This window comes from Nonomuraea sp. NPDC050556 (genome assembly GCF_044457355.1).
GTDB lineage: Bacteria > Actinomycetota > Actinomycetes > Streptosporangiales > Streptosporangiaceae > Nonomuraea.
In genome coordinates, this window is sequence record NZ_JBITGU010000001.1 from 1,177,531 (window position 1) to 1,193,274 (window position 15,744).

18 protein-coding genes are annotated in these 15,744 nt (G+C 71.0%); 6 read left to right on the plus strand and 12 right to left on the minus strand.

All coding sequences use genetic code 11. From position 1 onward, the window contains the following. Positions 1–4: 4 nt before the first annotated feature. From ACIBG8_RS05860 to ACIBG8_RS05905, 10 genes are read right to left on the minus strand one after another with little or no spacing between them, the layout of a single operon-like run. Positions 5–1,138, minus strand: coding sequence for an alpha/beta hydrolase family protein (locus ACIBG8_RS05860; RefSeq protein WP_397341389.1), 1,134 nt, complete (start codon positions 1,136–1,138; stop codon positions 5–7). After that, on the minus strand, positions 1,135–2,553 hold the full coding sequence (locus tag ACIBG8_RS05865; protein ID WP_397341390.1) for a S41 family peptidase: 1,419 nt from the start codon (positions 2,551–2,553) through the stop codon (positions 1,135–1,137). Before ACIBG8_RS05865 ends, ACIBG8_RS05860 begins: the two co-directional genes overlap by 4 nt. After that, positions 2,550–3,596, minus strand: coding sequence for an ABC transporter permease (locus ACIBG8_RS05870; RefSeq protein WP_397341392.1), 1,047 nt, complete (start codon positions 3,594–3,596; stop codon positions 2,550–2,552). The genes ACIBG8_RS05865 and ACIBG8_RS05870 overlap by 4 nt, the downstream gene beginning before the upstream one ends. After that, positions 3,593–4,465, minus strand: a complete 873-nt coding sequence (locus ACIBG8_RS05875) for an ABC transporter ATP-binding protein (RefSeq protein WP_397341393.1) — start codon at positions 4,463–4,465, stop codon at positions 3,593–3,595. The genes ACIBG8_RS05870 and ACIBG8_RS05875 overlap by 4 nt, the downstream gene beginning before the upstream one ends. A gap of 53 nt (positions 4,466–4,518) precedes the next feature. Then, positions 4,519–5,145 carry a dihydrofolate reductase family protein gene (locus ACIBG8_RS05880; protein WP_397341394.1) on the minus strand — a complete coding sequence of 209 codons (627 nt, stop codon included), beginning with the start codon at positions 5,143–5,145 and terminating at the stop codon, positions 4,519–4,521. A 28-nt stretch (positions 5,146–5,173) separates the two neighbouring features. Further along, the gene (locus ACIBG8_RS05885; RefSeq protein ID WP_397341395.1) at positions 5,174–6,175 is read right to left on the minus strand and encodes an ABC transporter permease; all 1,002 of its coding nucleotides are present in this window, start codon (positions 6,173–6,175) and stop codon (positions 5,174–5,176) included. Beyond that, complete coding sequence (locus ACIBG8_RS05890; protein ID WP_397341396.1) at positions 6,172–7,071, minus strand: ABC transporter ATP-binding protein; 900 nt, start codon at positions 7,069–7,071, stop codon at positions 6,172–6,174. The genes ACIBG8_RS05885 and ACIBG8_RS05890 overlap by 4 nt, the downstream gene beginning before the upstream one ends. Next, positions 7,068–7,460, minus strand: coding sequence for a GntR family transcriptional regulator (locus tag ACIBG8_RS05895; protein WP_397341397.1), 393 nt, complete (start codon positions 7,458–7,460; stop codon positions 7,068–7,070). The genes ACIBG8_RS05890 and ACIBG8_RS05895 overlap by 4 nt, the downstream gene beginning before the upstream one ends. Positions 7,461–7,509: 49 nt before the next feature. Next, positions 7,510–8,340 carry an ABC transporter permease gene (locus ACIBG8_RS05900; protein WP_397341398.1) on the minus strand — a complete coding sequence of 277 codons (831 nt, stop codon included), beginning with the start codon at positions 8,338–8,340 and terminating at the stop codon, positions 7,510–7,512. Continuing rightward, the gene (locus tag ACIBG8_RS05905) at positions 8,340–9,308 is read right to left on the minus strand and encodes an ATP-binding cassette domain-containing protein (protein WP_397341399.1); all 969 of its coding nucleotides are present in this window, start codon (positions 9,306–9,308) and stop codon (positions 8,340–8,342) included. The genes ACIBG8_RS05900 and ACIBG8_RS05905 overlap by 1 nt, the downstream gene beginning before the upstream one ends. Before the next feature lie 130 nt (positions 9,309–9,438). On the opposite strand from ACIBG8_RS05905, the gene ACIBG8_RS05910 reads away from it, so the two are divergent. Both ACIBG8_RS05910 and ACIBG8_RS05915 read left to right on the plus strand, forming a co-directional pair. After that, positions 9,439–10,101, plus strand: a complete 663-nt coding sequence (locus ACIBG8_RS05910; protein WP_397341400.1) for a TetR/AcrR family transcriptional regulator — start codon at positions 9,439–9,441, stop codon at positions 10,099–10,101. Positions 10,102–10,145: 44 nt separating this feature from the next. Then, positions 10,146–11,015 (plus strand): NAD(P)H-binding protein, encoded by an 870-nt coding sequence (locus ACIBG8_RS05915; protein WP_397341401.1) that lies wholly within the window; start codon positions 10,146–10,148, stop codon positions 11,013–11,015. Here the strand turns inward: ACIBG8_RS05915 and ACIBG8_RS05920 are convergent. Beyond that, complete coding sequence (locus ACIBG8_RS05920) at positions 10,993–11,265, minus strand: response regulator transcription factor (protein ID WP_397341402.1); 273 nt, start codon at positions 11,263–11,265, stop codon at positions 10,993–10,995. The two genes, ACIBG8_RS05915 and ACIBG8_RS05920, sit on opposite strands and share 23 nt — an antisense overlap. A gap of 443 nt (positions 11,266–11,708) precedes the next feature. Here ACIBG8_RS05920 and ACIBG8_RS05925 point away from each other — a divergent pair, with 443 nt between their 5' ends. The 4 genes from ACIBG8_RS05925 (at position 11,709) to ACIBG8_RS05940 (ending at position 15,380) form a co-directional block, all read left to right on the plus strand. Next, positions 11,709–12,482 carry a BTAD domain-containing putative transcriptional regulator gene (locus tag ACIBG8_RS05925; RefSeq protein WP_397341403.1) on the plus strand — a complete coding sequence of 258 codons (774 nt, stop codon included), beginning with the start codon at positions 11,709–11,711 and terminating at the stop codon, positions 12,480–12,482. Positions 12,483–12,614: 132 nt separating this feature from the next. Then, entirely contained in the window at positions 12,615–13,478 is an 864-nt protein-coding gene (locus ACIBG8_RS05930; RefSeq protein WP_397341404.1) for an SDR family NAD(P)-dependent oxidoreductase, read from the plus strand. Between the two features lie 4 nt (positions 13,479–13,482). Next, entirely contained in the window at positions 13,483–14,628 is a 1,146-nt protein-coding gene (locus tag ACIBG8_RS05935; RefSeq protein WP_397341406.1) for a hypothetical protein, read from the plus strand. Between the two features lie 74 nt (positions 14,629–14,702). Further along, a complete protein-coding gene (locus tag ACIBG8_RS05940) occupies positions 14,703–15,380 on the plus strand; it encodes a TetR family transcriptional regulator (RefSeq protein ID WP_397341408.1) in 678 nt (225 codons plus the stop codon). Between the two features lie 108 nt (positions 15,381–15,488). Here ACIBG8_RS05940 and ACIBG8_RS05945 read toward each other — a convergent pair whose 3' ends face one another. Next, positions 15,489–15,617: a hypothetical protein gene (locus ACIBG8_RS05945; protein ID WP_397341409.1), complete on the minus strand. Its 129-nt coding sequence runs from the start codon at positions 15,615–15,617 to the stop codon at positions 15,489–15,491. Between the last annotated feature and the right edge of the window lie 127 nt (positions 15,618–15,744).

Consider the following 15,744-nt stretch of genomic DNA (forward strand, 5'->3'; position numbering starts at 1 on the left):
AAAATCACCCGCATGTCTGCTTTTCCGGGACGCAGGGGAGGACCTCGGGGAAGGCCGGGGTCTGCGGACGGCCGCGCAGGTGCTCGTCCAGGAAGGCGCGGACGTAGGTACGGGTGATCTCCACGGATTTGGCCGCGGTCAGCGTGCCCGGAGGTGCGATGCCGAGCGATCCCGCGAGCATCGGGAGGTCGGTGAAGGACTGGTGATCGCCGCTCGGCAGCACGACCCAGCGTTTCCAGCCGGTCAGGAGCTTCCAGTCGCGATCCCAGGAGATGTCGCGGCCTCCGGGGACGTGCGTCGGCGACCCCATGAACAGGAACGGCCGCGCCAGCCCGCCCTTCGGGATGCGGGCGTAGGTGGTGCCGTCCATGTCGATCCCGGCCTTGACCCGCTTGTCCTTCACCATCGCCGCCAGGGCGCTCGCCCCGCCGATCGACTGGCCCGCCATCGCGATCCTGGACCCGTCGATCAGGCCGGTGCGGTCCCAGGCGGCGAGCCGGTCCAGGACGAACGACACGTCGGCCGCCCGGCTCAGGACCGTCCTGGTGCCGAAGCCCGGGTCGGTGTCCATGTCGCACGCCGTGCACGTGGCCACCCGCCCGCCGGGGAAGGTGGTGGCGTAGCTCTCGTAGGTGTGGTCGATCCCCGCCACGACGTACCCCTGGCTGGCCAGGTCCTCGGCCAGGGAGGTGAGCATGTTGATGGGCTTGGTGAAGCCGTTGGAGAGCACCACCAGCGGCAGGTTCTTACCAGCCGGTTTCGCGTCCTGGACGGCGTTGGTCCGCGTCCTGCTCAACACGTCGTAGGCCACGCCGGTCACCCGCGCGCCCTTGAGCGCCAGCTCCGACTCCTTGGCCGTCATGTAGGCGGCGCGCCGCCCGTCGCGCGTCGCGGTGGGGTACCAGAGCACGACCCTGAGCTCGCGCGCCTTCACGCTGGGCTCCCAGGTGTCCGGGCGTGAGGTGTCCTTGAGGTACAGGGTGGTCGTGCCTACTGGACGGGTGCCGGTGGGGGCGGGCAGCGTCGCGGCCACGCCGGGCGTGGTCGACGGCTTCGGCGTGGCCGACCTGGGCGGGATCGGCGCGGAGCAGGCGGAGACGGCCAGCAGAGCCACCGCCGCGCAGACGAGTCTGTTCATGAGGAACCCACCAGGGTCAGGGCTTTGGCGAGGGCGGGGTCGCGCCCGGCGGCCGCGTCCCGCGCCGTGAGCGGCACGTAGTGGTCGGGGGCCACCCCGATCCGGTCGAGCACTTCCCGGTTCGGCCCCAGGTGGTGCTTCGCAGGGAAGGACACCATCGTGTTGTCCGCCAGCACGTACGGCGCGGCAGGACCGGAGATGACGCCCGCCGTCCTGGTTCCGACCAGGATGCCCAGCTTCAGGTCCTTGACCCCCGAGCTGAAGTGCTCGCACGCCGAGGCGCAGCCCCGGTCCACGAGCACCGCCAGTGGCAGCCCGACCAGCGCGATCGTGTCGTCGGTGCGCGCCGACTCGCACCGGCCGTCCGCCGAGCACAGGTAGGCGGTGACCTTGCCGTGGACCCACCCGCTGATCAGCTTGGTCGGCTCCTCCGCGCTGCCGCCGGTGTTGCCGCGCAGGTCGAGCACGACGCCGGTCAGCGTGCGCCCGGCGCGCAGCGTGGCGATCGCCTTGAGCACCCTGGTGGCCGCGTCCGGCGCGAAGGCGGTCAGCTTGACGTAGGCGACGCTGCCGCCGACCAGCTTGGAGGTGACCCGTTGCAGCTTGGCCAGGTCGGGCGTGAACACGCCGGGCTTCAGGGAGACCGTCCACCGGCGGCCCGTGCTCTCGCGCAGGACGCGCAGCCGTACCGGCGAGTCCTCCGGATACTCGGGGGAGAGGGCGGCGACCGCGGCGGGGAACATGGTGCCTCCCGCGAACGGCGCAGAGCCGTTGATCGACTCGATGAGGTCTCCAGGGCGCAGACCGGCCCGCTGCGCCGCGCCGCCCAGGACGTCGGTGACGAACAGCGGGGGGAGCGCGGATCCAGGATCGGCGCCCCTGGCGATGTTCGTCCTGAGGCCCAGGCCGTACTGGTCGCCGTCGTAGGAGTCGGGCGGCCGCCTGCCGCCGTGCGTCCAGCGGGCGTGGTCGTCGCCGAGACCGGCCACGAGCGCCTCCAGCGTCGCCGCGGCCAGCCGTTCCTTGAGCGCGGGAACCTTGTCGGCGATCCGGCGGAAGGTCGCCTCGAACGCGGTCCAGTCGGCGGTCTTGTCGCCGGTCAGCGCGGGCATGGTGGCTTCCGCCACGTCGCGCCCCGCGCGGCCGAGCTCCCGCGTCAGGCCCACGAACCCGGCGGTCAGCAGCGAGCGGGGGTCGAGCGTGGCGCCGCTGTAGTAGTGGTCGATGACGCAGAAGTAGGCCTGCTCGACCACGTCGATCGTGGTGGCCGTCTCGGGCGCGAGGCCGCCCGACGGCCTCGCGCACAGGGGCGCGGCTCCGGCGGGCCTGCCGGGCAGGCTGCGCGGCGGGGTGGGCGCCGTGCAGGCGACCGCCAGCAGCAGGGCGAGGCCCGCCGTCAGGCTCCTGACCTTCATGACAGCCGCCTTCGCGTCCACCAGAAGCAGAACCCCACCAGAGCGGCGGTGAGTACGAGGTAGATCCCGGTCTCGATCCACTGGAAGGGCCAGAACCGATCGAGCGGCTGGTAGGTGGCCTGCTGCCGGTAGCCGAGCCGGTTGATCTCGTTCATGCACGGGTCCTTGCCGCTCGCGTCCGGCGGCCGCATCTGGGCGGGCGAGCACGGCCCCGTCACCGTCGACACCTCGACGCTGCCCTCGGGGCTCTCCTTGCCGGACGGGTCGACGAGGGTGCTGGTCAGCACCCAGGCGCCGATGTGCCCGGGGATCGCCGCGTTGAGCTGGACCCTCGGCGGCCCGCTGCGCGGGATGCCGAACCCGTCGACGTTCTCCCTGCTGAGCTCGAACGTCCCGCTGACCGGCTGGATCAGGTGCTGGCGCACCACCAGCGGCATGAGGAGCTGGACGGCGGCGAAGAGAGCCAGCGTGAGGGCCATGGCGGGCAGGGTGCGGCGCACCAGCATGCCCACGGCCACGCCGAGCGCGAACGCGAAGACCGCGTAGCCCATCGGCGCGATGCCGCGCCCGCTGAACACCAGCGGATCCATCAGCCCGTAGCCGGGGGCCGCCGACTTGTCGAGCGGGTCGGACCACCAGGTGACCGCCAGGCCGAGCACGCAGGCAGCGGCGGTCGCGGTCACGCCGAGCAGCGTGAGCTTGACCGTCAGCCAGCGGCCGCGGGTGACGGTCTGGTTCCACACCAGCAGGTGCGTGCCGGTCTCCAGCTCGCGGGTGATCAGCGGCGCGCCCCAGAAGAGCCCGATCAGGGCGGGTAGCAGCAGCACCGCGAGGGTGACCGCCATGAACGGGGTGGTGTACTCGTCGAAGAACCGGTCGAAGAAGCGCCCGCAGTCGTTGGTCTCCCCGCACGTCTTGATCCCGCGGGCGTAGGCGGAGGCCAGTCCTGGCCCGGTGGCGACCAGGGCGACGGCGAGCACGAGCAGCGCCGAGCCGGTCATCACGGCGGCGCCGCGGAACTGACGCCAGGTCAGCCAGATCATCGCGACGCCTCCCGCTCTGCCGACCTGTCCATGTAGGCCAGGACGAGGTCCTCCAGGCCGAGCCTGCTGACCTCCCAGCCGGGCTCGTCCACCGGCGCGTCCGTACGGACCACCAGCGTGCTCTGCCGCTCGGTGTGCCGGGCGGACACCAGCCGCCATCCGGCGGGGAGCCGGTCGGGGTCGGTGCGCGGCCCGGTGAGCCGGTGGTGGGTGGCGAGCAGGGCGTCGACCGGTCCGTCGACCCTGACCCGCGAGTCGACCAGCACGATCACGTAGTCGCAGGTGCGTTCCAGGTCGGAGACCAGGTGCGAGGACAGCAGCACGCTGAACTCGTGCTCGACGGTGGCCTCCATCAGCCCCTGCATGAACTCGCGCCTGGCCAGCGGGTCGAGCGAGGCGACCGGCTCGTCCAGGATCAGCAACTGGGGCCGCTTGGCCAGGCCCAGGGTGAGGGCGAGCTGGGCGCGCTGGCCGCCGGACAGCTTGCCCGCCCGGTGCGCCGGGTCCAGGCCGATGCGCTCGATGCGGTCGGCGGCGAGCCCGGCGTCCCAGCCGGGGTTGAGCTTGGCGCCTAAGCGCAGGTGGTCGGCGACACTCAGGCCCGCGTAGACGGGCGCGTCCTGGGCGACGAACCCGACCTTGGCCAGCTGCTCCCGGCCGTCGGCCGGGTGGCCGCCGAGGACGCTGATGCTGCCCGACGTCGGCAGCAGCTGGCCGCCGGCGAGCTTGAGCAGCGTGGTCTTGCCCGCCCCGTTGGGCCCCACCAGCCCGACGACGTGGCCGGACGGGATGTCCACGGTGCAGTCGCGCAGCGCCCACCGCCTGCCGTACTTCCTGCTCAGGCCCTGGGCCTGCAGGACAGAGGTCATCAGCTCTCCCTAATCCATTTAACTAGTCTCCTAGTACATTAGGGAGAGCCGCGTCAGGTATCCATAAAGAGATCAGTCCTGGGCAGGTGGACCTTGGCGTCGTCGTAGGTGCCCTGGCCCGCCTCGGCCGGGGCGTAGACGAGGTTGAGGACGCCCGTCCGGAACGTCTCGGAGGAGAGCAGCTTCAGCGGGATCGGCTCGGCGCCCTCCTCGAAGAGGCGCATGCCCTTGCGCACCGCGATCGGGTGCTGCAGCAGGTGCAGCTCGTCGATGAGCCCGGCGGCCAGGAGCCGGCGGACGATCGAGACCGACCCGCTCATGCCGATGTGCCGCTCGCCCGGCTCGTTCTTGAGCGCGGCGACAGCCGTGACGAGGTCGCCTTGGAGCAGCTCGGAGTTGCGCCAGGTGAACTCGAGCGGCTGCTTCGACACGACGATCTTCCTGGCGTCGCCGAGGACCTTGGCGAAGTGCTGGTCCTCGCCCCCGGCCGCCTCCCGGTCGGGCCAGGCGCCGGCGAAGCTGTCGTAGGTCACGCGCCCGAGCAGCAGGGTGTCCGACTGGCCGAGCGTGCGGTCGACGGCCGCGCCCATCTCGTCGTTGTAGTAGGGGAAGTGCCACTGGTCCGGCGCCTCGACGACCCCGTCGAGCGAGATGAACAGCCCTGCGATGATCTTCCTCATGATGCCTCCTCAGATGGGGAGGACCACGCTACTCGGGCGGTCGCAGCCTCCACAGGATCCCGAGGCAGAGCCACGCCAGCAGCGCGGAAAGGGCGAGGAAGATCGCCGTCTCGATCCCCTGCATCGCCCAGAAGTGGCCTTCCGGGTGGTAGGTCAGCCGCTGGCGGTACCCGAGCGCGGTCAGCCTGTCGAAGCACGCCTCCCCGGCGCTGGGGAGGTCGGGGGGCGGCATGCAGCCGAGCGCCCAGGGCGGCACCTTGGCCGCCCGCCCCGCCGTGTCGACGGTCTCGTTGCCCAGCACCCAGGAGCCAGGCGGCCCGGCCACGGCCAGCTGCTCCGGCTCGCCCGCGCCGTCGAACCCCAGCCTGGCGAGGGTCTGCGCGGTGACAGGGACGGTCGCACGATCGGGCGGCAGCAGGTGCGGCCGCGCCACGAACGTCACGGTGAACAGGACGGCGGCGTAGACGGCCAGGGTGACGGCCATGGCGAGCACGGTACGGCGGAGCAGGATCCCGGCCGCGACGCCGAGGGCGAACGCGAACGCCGCGTAACCGATGGGGACGATCCCGCGCGCGCCGAACACCAGCGGCGTCATCCGCGCCGCGTACGTCTCACCCTGGACCATCTCGCGGGCGACGGCGATCGTGGCGGGCCTGCTGGCCGCGTCGAGCGGCCACGACCACCAGGTGACGGCCAGGCTGAGCAGCCCGGCGGCCACCACTGCCGCCGCACCGGTGAACGCGAGCTTGGTGGCCAGCCACCGGGTGCGGGTGACCGACTGGCTCCACGCCAGGCGGAAGGTGCCCGACGCCAGCTCCCTGGCGACCAGCGGGGCGCCCCAGAAGACGCCGACCACGGCGGGCAGGCCGTACACGGCCAGGATGCCGCCGGAGTAGAGCGTGTCGACACCCTCCGCGACGTCGGTGGTCACCGGCCGCCCGGCGACGACGAGGACGGCGGCGGCAGCGGCCAGCAGGCCGTACACCAGCGCCGCCTTGGCGCGGAGCTGGCGCCAGGCCAGCCAGGTCATCGCACGGGCTCCAGGGCGCGCCGCCGCGCGGGCTCCACCGGCTCGGGCGGCCTGCTCAGGTAGGCCAGCACGAGGTCCTCCAGCCCGATCGAGCTGACCGCCCACGCCGGGTCGAGGATCGGCTGGCTGGTACGGATCACCAGCGTGGACTGCCGGTCGGTGTGGCTGGCCGAGACGACCTCCTGCGCGGCGGGCAGCGAGGAAGGCTCGCGCCGAGGACCGGACAGCCGGTAATGGGTGGCCAGCAGCTCGTCGATCTCGCCGACCAGCCGCAGCCGCGCGGCCGCCAGCACGACGAGGTGGTCGCAGACCCGTTCGAGATCCGCGATGAGATGGGAGGACAGCAGGACGCTGAGCCCCTGCTCGGCGACCGACTCCATGAGGTCCTGGAGGAACTCGCGCCGGGCGAGCGGGTCGAGCGCCGCGACCGGCTCGTCCAGGATCAGCAGCTCGGGCCGCTTGGCCAGGCCCAGGGTGAGCGCGAGCTGGGCGCGCTGCCCGCCGGACAGCCTGCCGGCCCGCTGACCAGGGTCGAGGCCGATGCGGTCGACGCGCTTCCTGGCCAGGGCGTCGTCCCAGCCGGGGTTGAGCTCGGCGCCCAGGCGCAGGTGCTCGGCGACGGTCAGGCTCGGGTAGAGCGGGCTGTCCTGCGCGACGAACCCGACCTTCGCCAGCTGCTCAGGCCCGTCGCCCGGACGGCCGCCGCACACCTCGATGGTGCCCTCGCTCGGCTTCAGCATCCCGGCCGCCAGGTTGAGCAGCGTCGACTTGCCAGCGCCGTTGGGCCCGACCAGCCCGGTGACCCGCCCGGCCGGGATGTCCAGCGTGCAGCCGGACAGCGCCGGGCGCCGCCGGTAGCTCTTGCCCAGGTCCCGGGCGGCCAGGACCGCGCTCACGCTATGTGCTCCTGGGCCGCGGTCCGAAAGGTGGTCATGAACAGCGCCTCGATGCTCTCGTCGTCCAGCCCGGCCAGGCGCGCCTTGGTCAGCCAGCGCTGCAGGTCGCGCCGGAGCGGCGCGTGCGCGGGCAGCGTCGAGTCGGTGAGCGTGGCCGTCACGAACGTGCCGACGCCGGGGCGGGCGGCGACCAGCCCGGCGTGCTCCAGCTCCCGGTAGGCCTTGAGCACGGTGTTGGGGTTGATCGCCAGCTTGGCCACGACGTCCTTGACCGTGGGCAGCCGGTCGCCCTCGTGCAGCAGGCCCAGCCGCATGGCGTGCCGTACCTGCTGGACGAGTTGCTGGTACGGCGAGACGCCCGATCTGCCGTCAAGGTAGAACTCGATCATCTCGCCCCTCATTCAGCTATTTGCCTAGCAGTTTAGGTCACTGCCGCGGCTAGCGGGCGGTCCTCTGGTAGCGCCACGTCGCCAGCGGGACGAAGACGACGAGGATGGCGACCGACCAGGTCAACGTGGAGGCGATCGGGTGCTGGAGCGGCCACGACCCCTGGGCTGCCGCGACGGTCGGGTTCCCGAACAGCTGGCGGCAGGCGGCCACCAGCGCGCTCACCGGGTTCCACTCGGCGATGACCCGCAACCACGTCGGCATGCCGTCCGTGGGGACGAAGCTGTTGGACAGCGCCGAGATCGGGAAGATGATCGGGATGAACGCGTCGGCCGTCTCGGGCGTGATCGAGAGCCCGATGGTCACCCCGATCCAGCTCACCGCGAACCTGACCAGGAGGATCAGGCCGAACCCTGCCAGCGTCGAGGCCAGGCCGTTGTGCGCCCGCCAGCCCACCAGCAGCCCCATCCCGGCCATCATCGCGGTGGTGAGAGCGCCCACGATCAGGTCCGCGATGGTCCGACCGAAGGGGATGGCCGAGCGCGCCATCGGCATCGAGCGGAACCGGTCCATGACCCCCTCGGCGATGTCCTTGGAGATCATCAGGGCGCTCGCGATCACCCCGGTGATGGCCGTCATGGCGAACAGCCCTGGCATGAGGTACTCGCGGTAGCTCCCGCCGCCGGGAACCGCGATCGCGCTGCCGAAGACGTAGCCGAACAGGACGACCATGATCGCCGGGACGACGAGCGCGCCGACCAGCTCACCCGGCGCGTGGCGGAGCTGGCTGAACTCCCTGCCGGCCACCGCCCATCCGTCGCGTACGGCCCAGCCCATCCGGGACAGCGCTCCACCGGCCGCGGGCGCCATGGACTCCGACATCAGACCGCCTCCTGCTCTTCCGTGGTGGTGTGGCCGGTCAGTTGCAGGAACACGTCGTCCAGCGTCGGCCTGCGCAGGGAGATGTCCTCGACGACGACTCCGGCCGCGTCGAGCGCGCGGACCGCTGTGGTGAGCAGGTCACCCCTGGCGCCCTCGGCCACGGCGCTGACCCGCCTGGCGCCCTGGACGACGTGGGGCTCGGCGTTCATCGCGTGGGCGAGCGCCTCGGCGGCTGCGGGCAGCATCGAGTCCTCGTCGACCACGACCTCGATCCGGGTGCCGCCGATGCCGCCTTTCAGCTCGGTCGGCGTGCCCTCGGCGATCAGGCGGCCCCTGTCGATCACCGCGATCCGGTCGGCGAGCTGGTCGGCCTCGTCCAGGTACTGCGTCGTCAGCAACACCGTCGTGCCGTCGCGGACCAGGTCGCGGACCAGGTCCCACACCTGGTTGCGGCTGCGCGGATCGAGCCCGGTCGTCGGCTCGTCCAGGAACAGCACCTGGGGATCGATCAGCAGGCTGGCAGCCACGTCCAAACGGCGGCGCATGCCGCCCGAGTAGGTGCGCACCACCCTCTCCGCGGCCTCCGACAGGCCGAACCGTTCGAGTAACTCGTCGGCACGGCGGCGCACCACGCGCCCGGGCAGGTGGTAAAGGCGGCCGAAGAGGCGGAGGTTCTCCCTCCCCGTCATCTTCTCGTCCACCGCGGCGAACTGGCCGGTCAATCCGATGCGGTAGCGCACCGCGTTCGCCTCGCGGACCACGTCGTGCCCGGACACCCGGGCCGTGCCGGCGTCCGGCCGCAGGAGGGTCGAAAGGATCCTGACCATCGTCGTCTTGCCCGCGCCGTTGGGGCCGAGCAGCCCGTACACGGTGCCGGCGGGGACGGAAAGGTCGACGCCCTGGAGGGCGGTCGTGCTGCCGAAGCGTTTCACGATGCCGTGCGCCTCGACTGCGGGCTGCGTTCTCATACCTGCTCCCGGCTGGATATGGGTACGGTGTATGCATCCGAGCGGGGAGTCTACCCACATGAGATCGCCATCACCACCCGTTGTCTGGGTCCGGCTCGCGGAGCGGGCCCGCGCACGCGCCCGCGGGAGCATGCCGGGGCGCGAGCCCGCCCTCGACTACGAGGCCATCACCGGGGCCGCGATCGCCCTGGCCGACCTCGACGGCCTCGACGCCGTGTCCATGCGCAAGATCGCCGACCGGGTCGACAGCGGCACGATGTCGCTGTACCGCTACGTCAACGGCAAGGACGACCTCATCGAGCTGATGTACGACAGCGCGCTGGGCGAGCTGGAGCTCGCCGAGCACCCGGTCGCCGACTGGCGCACCGAGCTCGCCGAGCTGGCCAGGCGCAGCAGGAGGCTGTGCCACCGCCACCCGTGGATCAGCCGGATCGGCCAGCGCCCGACCATGGGGCCCAACGCGGTCCGCATGATGGAGTACGCCATGGCAAGCGTGGACGGGCTCGGCCTCACCGTCGACGGGATGCTGGACCTGGTGTCCACCACGATGCACTTCACCCAGGGGTACGTGCAGGCCGAGCTCACCGAGGCGGAGGCGCGCCGGCGCACGGGGACGGACGAGGCCACCTGGCGCGAGGTGGTGGCGCCCTACCTCAAGGAGCTGCTCGGCGATGGGCGCCACCCCTACCTCGGGCGGATCATCGCGGAGGCCGACAACGACGCCCACCCGGACGTGGTGTTCGAGCGGCGGCTGGCGATGGTCCTGGAGGGGCTCGCCCACGGCCTGCCCTGATCACCCTCGACCTCCGCTCCATGAGGGCTTGCGAGGGTGGGGCCATGATTCTGGTATGCGGGGCGACAGGCACGGTGGGCCGTGAGGTGGTGGAGCAGCTGCGACACACGGGGGAGCGGATCCGCGTGCTGACCCGCCACCCGGCCAGGGCCGTGTTCCCTCCCGACGTGGAGGTGACCGGTGGCGACCTGGGCGATCCAGCCACGCTGGCGGGACCTCTGCTGGGGGTCCGGTCGGTGTTCCTCACCGGCGTGGGCCACCTGCGCGCGGCACACGACAGGAACCTCGTGGAGGCGGCGGCCGGCGTGCGGCACATCGTGCAGCTGTCCTCGCTCGCCGTCGAGGAGCGGAACGGCGGCGCGCTCGCCCGCTGGCACGTGGAGGCGGAGAACGCGCTGCGCCGCTCGCGGGTCGGGTGGACGATCCTGCGCGCCAACAGCTTCATGTCCAACGCGCTGCGGTGGGCTCCGGGGATCGCCGCCGCCGGGGTGGTCCGCGCTCCGTTCGGCGCGTCGCCGTCGGTTCCCGTCGACCCGCGCGACCTCGCGGCGGTCGCGGTGTCGGTGCTGCTCGGCGAGGGGCACGAGGGGCGCACCTATCCGGTGACGGGGCCGGAGGTGCTGACCCTCGCCGACCAGGTGCGCGTCCTCAGCGAGGTCCTCGGCGTGGAGCTGCGCCTCGAGGAGATCGATCCGGCCGGCGCCAGGCGGGCCATGCTGCGCAACCTGCTGGAGGAGTCGGTGGACGCCGTGGTCGGCGGGCGCGCGGGCGCCGACACCCGGGCGCGGGCCAGGGTCCAGCCGACCGTCGAGCTCCTCACCCGCTGGCCGGCACGGACCTTCGAGCAGTGGGCGGGCGACCACGCCGCGGCCTTCAGGCGGCACCGATCGCTCACGCGGCATGGCCGCGCCTAGCCACCTGCCCCGACCGCTGCGGCGGCCACACTCCATGCTGGAGGATTCCCGAGGCGTAGCCGTGGGCGACCAGTCCTGCCCTGCTCCTGCGGCCGGACTTGTGCAGCATGTTCCTGACGTGGGTTTCCACGGTCCGAATGCTGATACCCAGCTTCGTGCCGATCTCGGAGTTTGCGAACTCCATGGCCACCAAAACCAGGACATCGACCTCGCGTCGCGTAAAACACATATTCGAATACGCGACCGTCATAACAGGTTACTCACAGTACGCACCTGGCCCCCATATCGGTCTTGCTGATACGCAGTGACGGAGTGGCCGCCGAGCATGTTAACCCAGTCATACCCCAGAAAAGATCAGTGCCACCCGCGATGTTTCTTCACCCTCGCTGAGGCACATTGAGGGAATCAAGAAGCACGGTAGAGGCCCATTGAAATGCTGCTCTAACAGCATGTGCACGGACGGTCAGCGTGCGCCTCGCCGGAGTGACAGGGGGGTGATCTTGGTGCTGCCGGGATCGGTGGGACCGTCCGACGGCGTGGCGGGCGCCGCCATTCTCACTCTCGGCAGCGGGTTTCTGTCGTCCGGTAAGGGGACGGGGGCCGTGACGTCGCGCTTCGGTAAGACCGCCGACCGCCCGCAGGCAATGACAGAACAGCCGAAGGACGAATCAGGAGATTGTGGAGCGTCGGTTGATGAAGATTTCCATGCTGGGAGCTTTCCAGGTCGAACTGGACGACAATTCCGTCTTTACTCCCGACCCACCCAAGGAACGAATGGTGCTCGCCTTCTTCGCGCTCCATTCGAATCGCATCGTGGGCATCGACAACATCATCAGCGAAATATGGGGCGACGATCCGCCGCGCACCTCCGTGGCGACGGCACGCACCTACGTCTATCACCTTCGCAAAATCTTCGCCGAACGGCTCGGACCCGCAGGAGACAAACTCCTGATGACCAAGACCAACGGATATCTGCTGCGGCTCCCGGAGGAGATGATCGACGCCAATATCTTCTGCAAGCTCGTCGCCAAGGGGCGAATCCTGCTCGGCGACGAACGGCCAGAGGAAGCCGCCATAACCCTGAACGAGGCGCTGCGCATGTGGCGCGGTCCCGCCCTCGGCAACGTGCCGCTGGGCCAGACCCTGGGCGCGTACGCGACCTTCCTCGAGGAGGAGCGCAGGCGGGCCCAGGAGCTCCGGATCATGGCGGACATGCAGCTGGGCAGGCACAGGGAACTGATCTCGGAGATCCGCTCCCTGGTCGTCGAGGATCCCGTGAACGAGTGGCTCAGCGCCCAGCTCATGATCGCCCTCAGCCGGTGCGGCAGGCGGGGGGAGGCGCTAGGCGTGTACGCCGACCTGCGCAGGCAGCTGGCGACGCAGCTCGGCCTCGACCCGACGCGGGACCTCCAGCAGCTGCACCACCAGCTGCTGGTCGCCGACCAGCAGCCGCTGATCTTCACCTGAGGATCGGCGCCGACCAGCGGGTCTGTGCCACGTTGATGTTCCGCCGATCCGCGTGCCGTGTCCTACTCCTGAGATCCCGCCGTGACGTCGCCTCCGCGACGGACGTCTGCGCCGAGCGAAGGAGCAGCCCCCATGGAGTTGGAAGGTCGTAGCGCGCTGGTCACCGGGGCCTCCCAGGGCATCGGCGAGAGCATCGCGCTGGCGCTGGCCCGCCGGGGCATGCGGGTGTACGCGGGGGTCCGCTCGGTGGACGACGGGGAACGGCTGGCCGCCGCGGCCGGCACGATCACCGCGGTGCGTCTCGACATCTGTGAACCGTCGGACGTCAAGGCCGCCGCGGCGCGCATCGAGGCCGAGGTCGGTGCGGCGGGCCTGGACGTCCTGGTGAACAACGCCGGCGCCCTGACCCTGGCGCCGATCGAACACGTCACCCTCGACGAGCTGCGCCACCTGTTCGAGGTCAACGTCCTCGGGCAGGTGGCGGTCATCCAGGCGACCCTGCCGCTGCTGCGGCAGGCCGGCGGCCGCATCGTCAACATCGGCTCCGACGCCGCCAAGTTCACCCTGCCGCTCGGCGGGCCGTACGGAGCCTCCAAGGCGGCTTTCGACATCATCGGGGTGGCGCTGCGCCGCGAGGTGCGCGAGCAGGGGGTGACCGTGGTGGCGTTCCAGCCGGGCTCGGTCACCACCAGGCTGTGGGACCGCATCCTGGCCGACCTGCGGGCGGGGCGCAGCACTTGGTCGGACCACCCGTCCTACCGGGGCTTCGCCGCCGGTGTCACCGCGGTGGCCGCCCGCGGGCGGCACAAGGGGCAGTCGCCCGACGCGGTGGCCGCCGCGGTGCTCCGGCTGGTGGCCATGCGCCGCCCCCCGGTGCTGCAACGTATGGGCTGGGACGCCCGGGTGCGCAGCCTCACCATCGACCTCCTGCCGACCAGGATGGTCGACAACATGATCATCAAACGCCTGACGGCGCGCGACACGGGATCGGTGTGACGCCATGTCCTCGAAGGAGAAGCCGCAGCTCGTCGAGCGGCTCATCGGAGCGGGAACCGCCTCGGACGCGGCGGTCGCCGACCTCGTCGACGAAGTCGGCCTGGACGCCGTCGTTGACGTCCTGACCGAGGAGATCGCCTTCCGCTGCCCCCCGGCGGAGAACACGACGGCGGTCGCCATCGCCCTGGACGTCACCCACGGGGCGCGGCGGCGCAGGGCCGTCTTCCGCGTGTGCCGCGACGAGCCGATCCGCCCGGTGGACGCCGACGGCGTCCAGATGGTGCTGGAGTTCGACGTCACGAGCCTCGTCCGCCGGATCTTCGGACCGCTGGGGCGCCGACGTACCGGGGACTTCGGCAACACCTTCCTCCCCGCGGGGATCGAGGATCTCGGCTACCTCCGCGACGCGTCCATGGCCACGGACACGCTGCTCGCCGGGTGCCGGAACGACGCGGTTGACCTGGGCGCCCTCGCCGTACGCCACGGCTCGGACAAGTGGGCCAGCCTCCACTGGTACACGCCGCACTACGAACGCCACTTCGAGCGGTTCAGGGACCGCGACGTGCGCGTGCTGGAGATCGGCATCGGCGGCGAGGACCGCGAGCTGGGCGGCGCCTCGCTCCTGATGTGGAAGAGATACTTCCACCGCGGAGTCATCGTCGGCGTCGACATATTCGACAAGTCAGCGTTGAATCAAAGCCGCCTGACGACGGCCGTGGTCGATCAGCGAGTGCCTCGGGACTTGGTCGAGGTCGGTGAACAATACGGCCCCTTCGATATCGTCATCGACGACGGCAGCCATGTGGCCGAGGATATCCGGACGGCCTTTCAAACGTTGCTGCCGTACTTACGGCACGACGGGGTCTATGTGATCGAGGACCTCCAGACGTCGTACCTGCCGGAATTCGGGGGCCGCGCCGGAGATGTCGCGCAGCCGAACACGGCTGTGGGGTTGGTCAAACAGCTCGTGGACGACATGCACTTTCGGGAGCGCGAGACCGCTGCCGGGCGGCGGCCGAGCCTGACCGAGGCGTCAATCACCGGCCTGCACGTTTATCACAACATCGTCTTCCTGGAAAAGGGCACGAACGGCGAGGAAGGCTTTCCCGGATGGTTGCGCGAGATCCTCGCGAGCCCCGAGCAGTCGTAAACACATGTTTATCGTGCGGTCATCTTGGGACCGTACCATTGCTGGTACCGTACCAACTCTGGTACGGTACCAGCATGACTAGTAGCGAGCCATCCCGGCACGAACGGCGTCGGCGCGAGACCAGAGAGCGGATCGCCACCACGGCCCTGACCCTGTTCGGCGAGCGCGGCTACGACGCCGTGACCATCGCCGACATCGCCGCGGCGGCCGACGTCGCCAAGCAGACCGTCGTCAACCACTTCCCGGCCAAGGAGGACCTCCTCCTGGCCTGGCACCGGCCGGTGGAAGCCGATCTGATCGACATGATCGACCAGCTTCCCCTGAGCACGCCCCTGCCGCAGTTCCTCAAGGAGGAGCTGCCGCGCATGTTCGCCGGGCTCTCCGAGCTGCCGGACGAGCCGCAGCACGAGGATCCGCGCATCGGGGCGGACGAGCGGATGGCGGGCATCGCCGCGATCATCCAGAACAGCCCGGCGCTGGTGGACGCGTTGCAGCTGCGCGGCGGGCGCTACCAGGAAGAGCTGGCGGCGATCCTGGCCGACCGGGTGCCCGCGCAGCTGGGGCCGGTCGCGGCGCGCGCTATCTCCGCCTTCATCCTGACCACCGTGACCGCCATGATCAACGAGGCGATGCGGCTGCGCGGTGAGGGCCGCACACCGCAAGAGATCGCCGACACCCTGGTCGACACGGTCGGCCGGGCCCTGGACGTCCTCGACGCCGGAATGGGCCCGGCAGCGGAGCCGGCCGCATAGCCCGAACGGGCACCGGCAGCGGTGCCCGCCGTATAGCCGGAACGGGCACCGGCAGCGGTGCCCGTCCAACAGGCGGCCGGGCGGGCCGGCGCCCCGGTGCGCATGCCGTCAGGTCGCCCAGCGCGACACGGCCTCCCCGAGCGTCGGCTGCTCCCTGATGTGCCGCCGCAGCTCCAGCGCCCCATGGTGATGGTCGTGCGCGAGCAGGGGCGCGAGCCGCTCGCCGACGGCCTCCACCGTCGCGGGGGGGGGCGGGCGGGGGGGGGGGGGGGCGCGGGGGGGGGGGGGCCGGGGGCGGGGGGGGGGGTGGTGCAGGGGCGGCGAGGGAACCGTTGGGGCACCCCCCCACCCATCGGTGAAAAGG

Excerpts from the sequence above, each read along its gene's own strand:
- ACIBG8_RS05885 (WP_397341395.1), bottom strand. The coding sequence starts at position 6,175 with ATGACCTGGCTGGCCTGGCGCCAGCTCCGCGCCAAGGCGGCGCTGGTG.
- ACIBG8_RS05895 (WP_397341397.1), bottom strand. The coding sequence starts at position 7,460 with ATGATCGAGTTCTACCTTGACGGCAGATCGGGCGTCTCGCCGTACCAG.
- ACIBG8_RS05860 (WP_397341389.1), bottom strand. The coding sequence starts at position 1,138 with ATGAACAGACTCGTCTGCGCGGCGGTGGCTCTGCTGGCCGTCTCCGCC.
- ACIBG8_RS05880 (WP_397341394.1), bottom strand. The coding sequence starts at position 5,145 with ATGAGGAAGATCATCGCAGGGCTGTTCATCTCGCTCGACGGGGTCGTC.
- ACIBG8_RS05940 (WP_397341408.1), top strand. The coding sequence starts at position 14,703 with ATGACTAGTAGCGAGCCATCCCGGCACGAACGGCGTCGGCGCGAGACC.
- ACIBG8_RS05870 (WP_397341392.1), bottom strand. The coding sequence starts at position 3,596 with ATGATCTGGCTGACCTGGCGTCAGTTCCGCGGCGCCGCCGTGATGACC.
- ACIBG8_RS05875 (WP_397341393.1), bottom strand. The coding sequence starts at position 4,465 with ATGACCTCTGTCCTGCAGGCCCAGGGCCTGAGCAGGAAGTACGGCAGG.
- ACIBG8_RS05920 (WP_397341402.1), bottom strand. The coding sequence starts at position 11,265 with ATGACGGTCGCGTATTCGAATATGTGTTTTACGCGACGCGAGGTCGAT.
- ACIBG8_RS05910 (WP_397341400.1), top strand. The coding sequence starts at position 9,439 with ATGCCGGGGCGCGAGCCCGCCCTCGACTACGAGGCCATCACCGGGGCC.
- ACIBG8_RS05865 (WP_397341390.1), bottom strand. The coding sequence starts at position 2,553 with ATGAAGGTCAGGAGCCTGACGGCGGGCCTCGCCCTGCTGCTGGCGGTC.
- ACIBG8_RS05905 (WP_397341399.1), bottom strand. The coding sequence starts at position 9,308 with ATGAGAACGCAGCCCGCAGTCGAGGCGCACGGCATCGTGAAACGCTTC.
- ACIBG8_RS05915 (WP_397341401.1), top strand. The coding sequence starts at position 10,146 with ATGATTCTGGTATGCGGGGCGACAGGCACGGTGGGCCGTGAGGTGGTG.
- ACIBG8_RS05930 (WP_397341404.1), top strand. The coding sequence starts at position 12,615 with ATGGAGTTGGAAGGTCGTAGCGCGCTGGTCACCGGGGCCTCCCAGGGC.
- ACIBG8_RS05925 (WP_397341403.1), top strand. The coding sequence starts at position 11,709 with ATGAAGATTTCCATGCTGGGAGCTTTCCAGGTCGAACTGGACGACAAT.
- ACIBG8_RS05935 (WP_397341406.1), top strand. The coding sequence starts at position 13,483 with ATGTCCTCGAAGGAGAAGCCGCAGCTCGTCGAGCGGCTCATCGGAGCG.
- ACIBG8_RS05900 (WP_397341398.1), bottom strand. The coding sequence starts at position 8,340 with ATGTCGGAGTCCATGGCGCCCGCGGCCGGTGGAGCGCTGTCCCGGATG.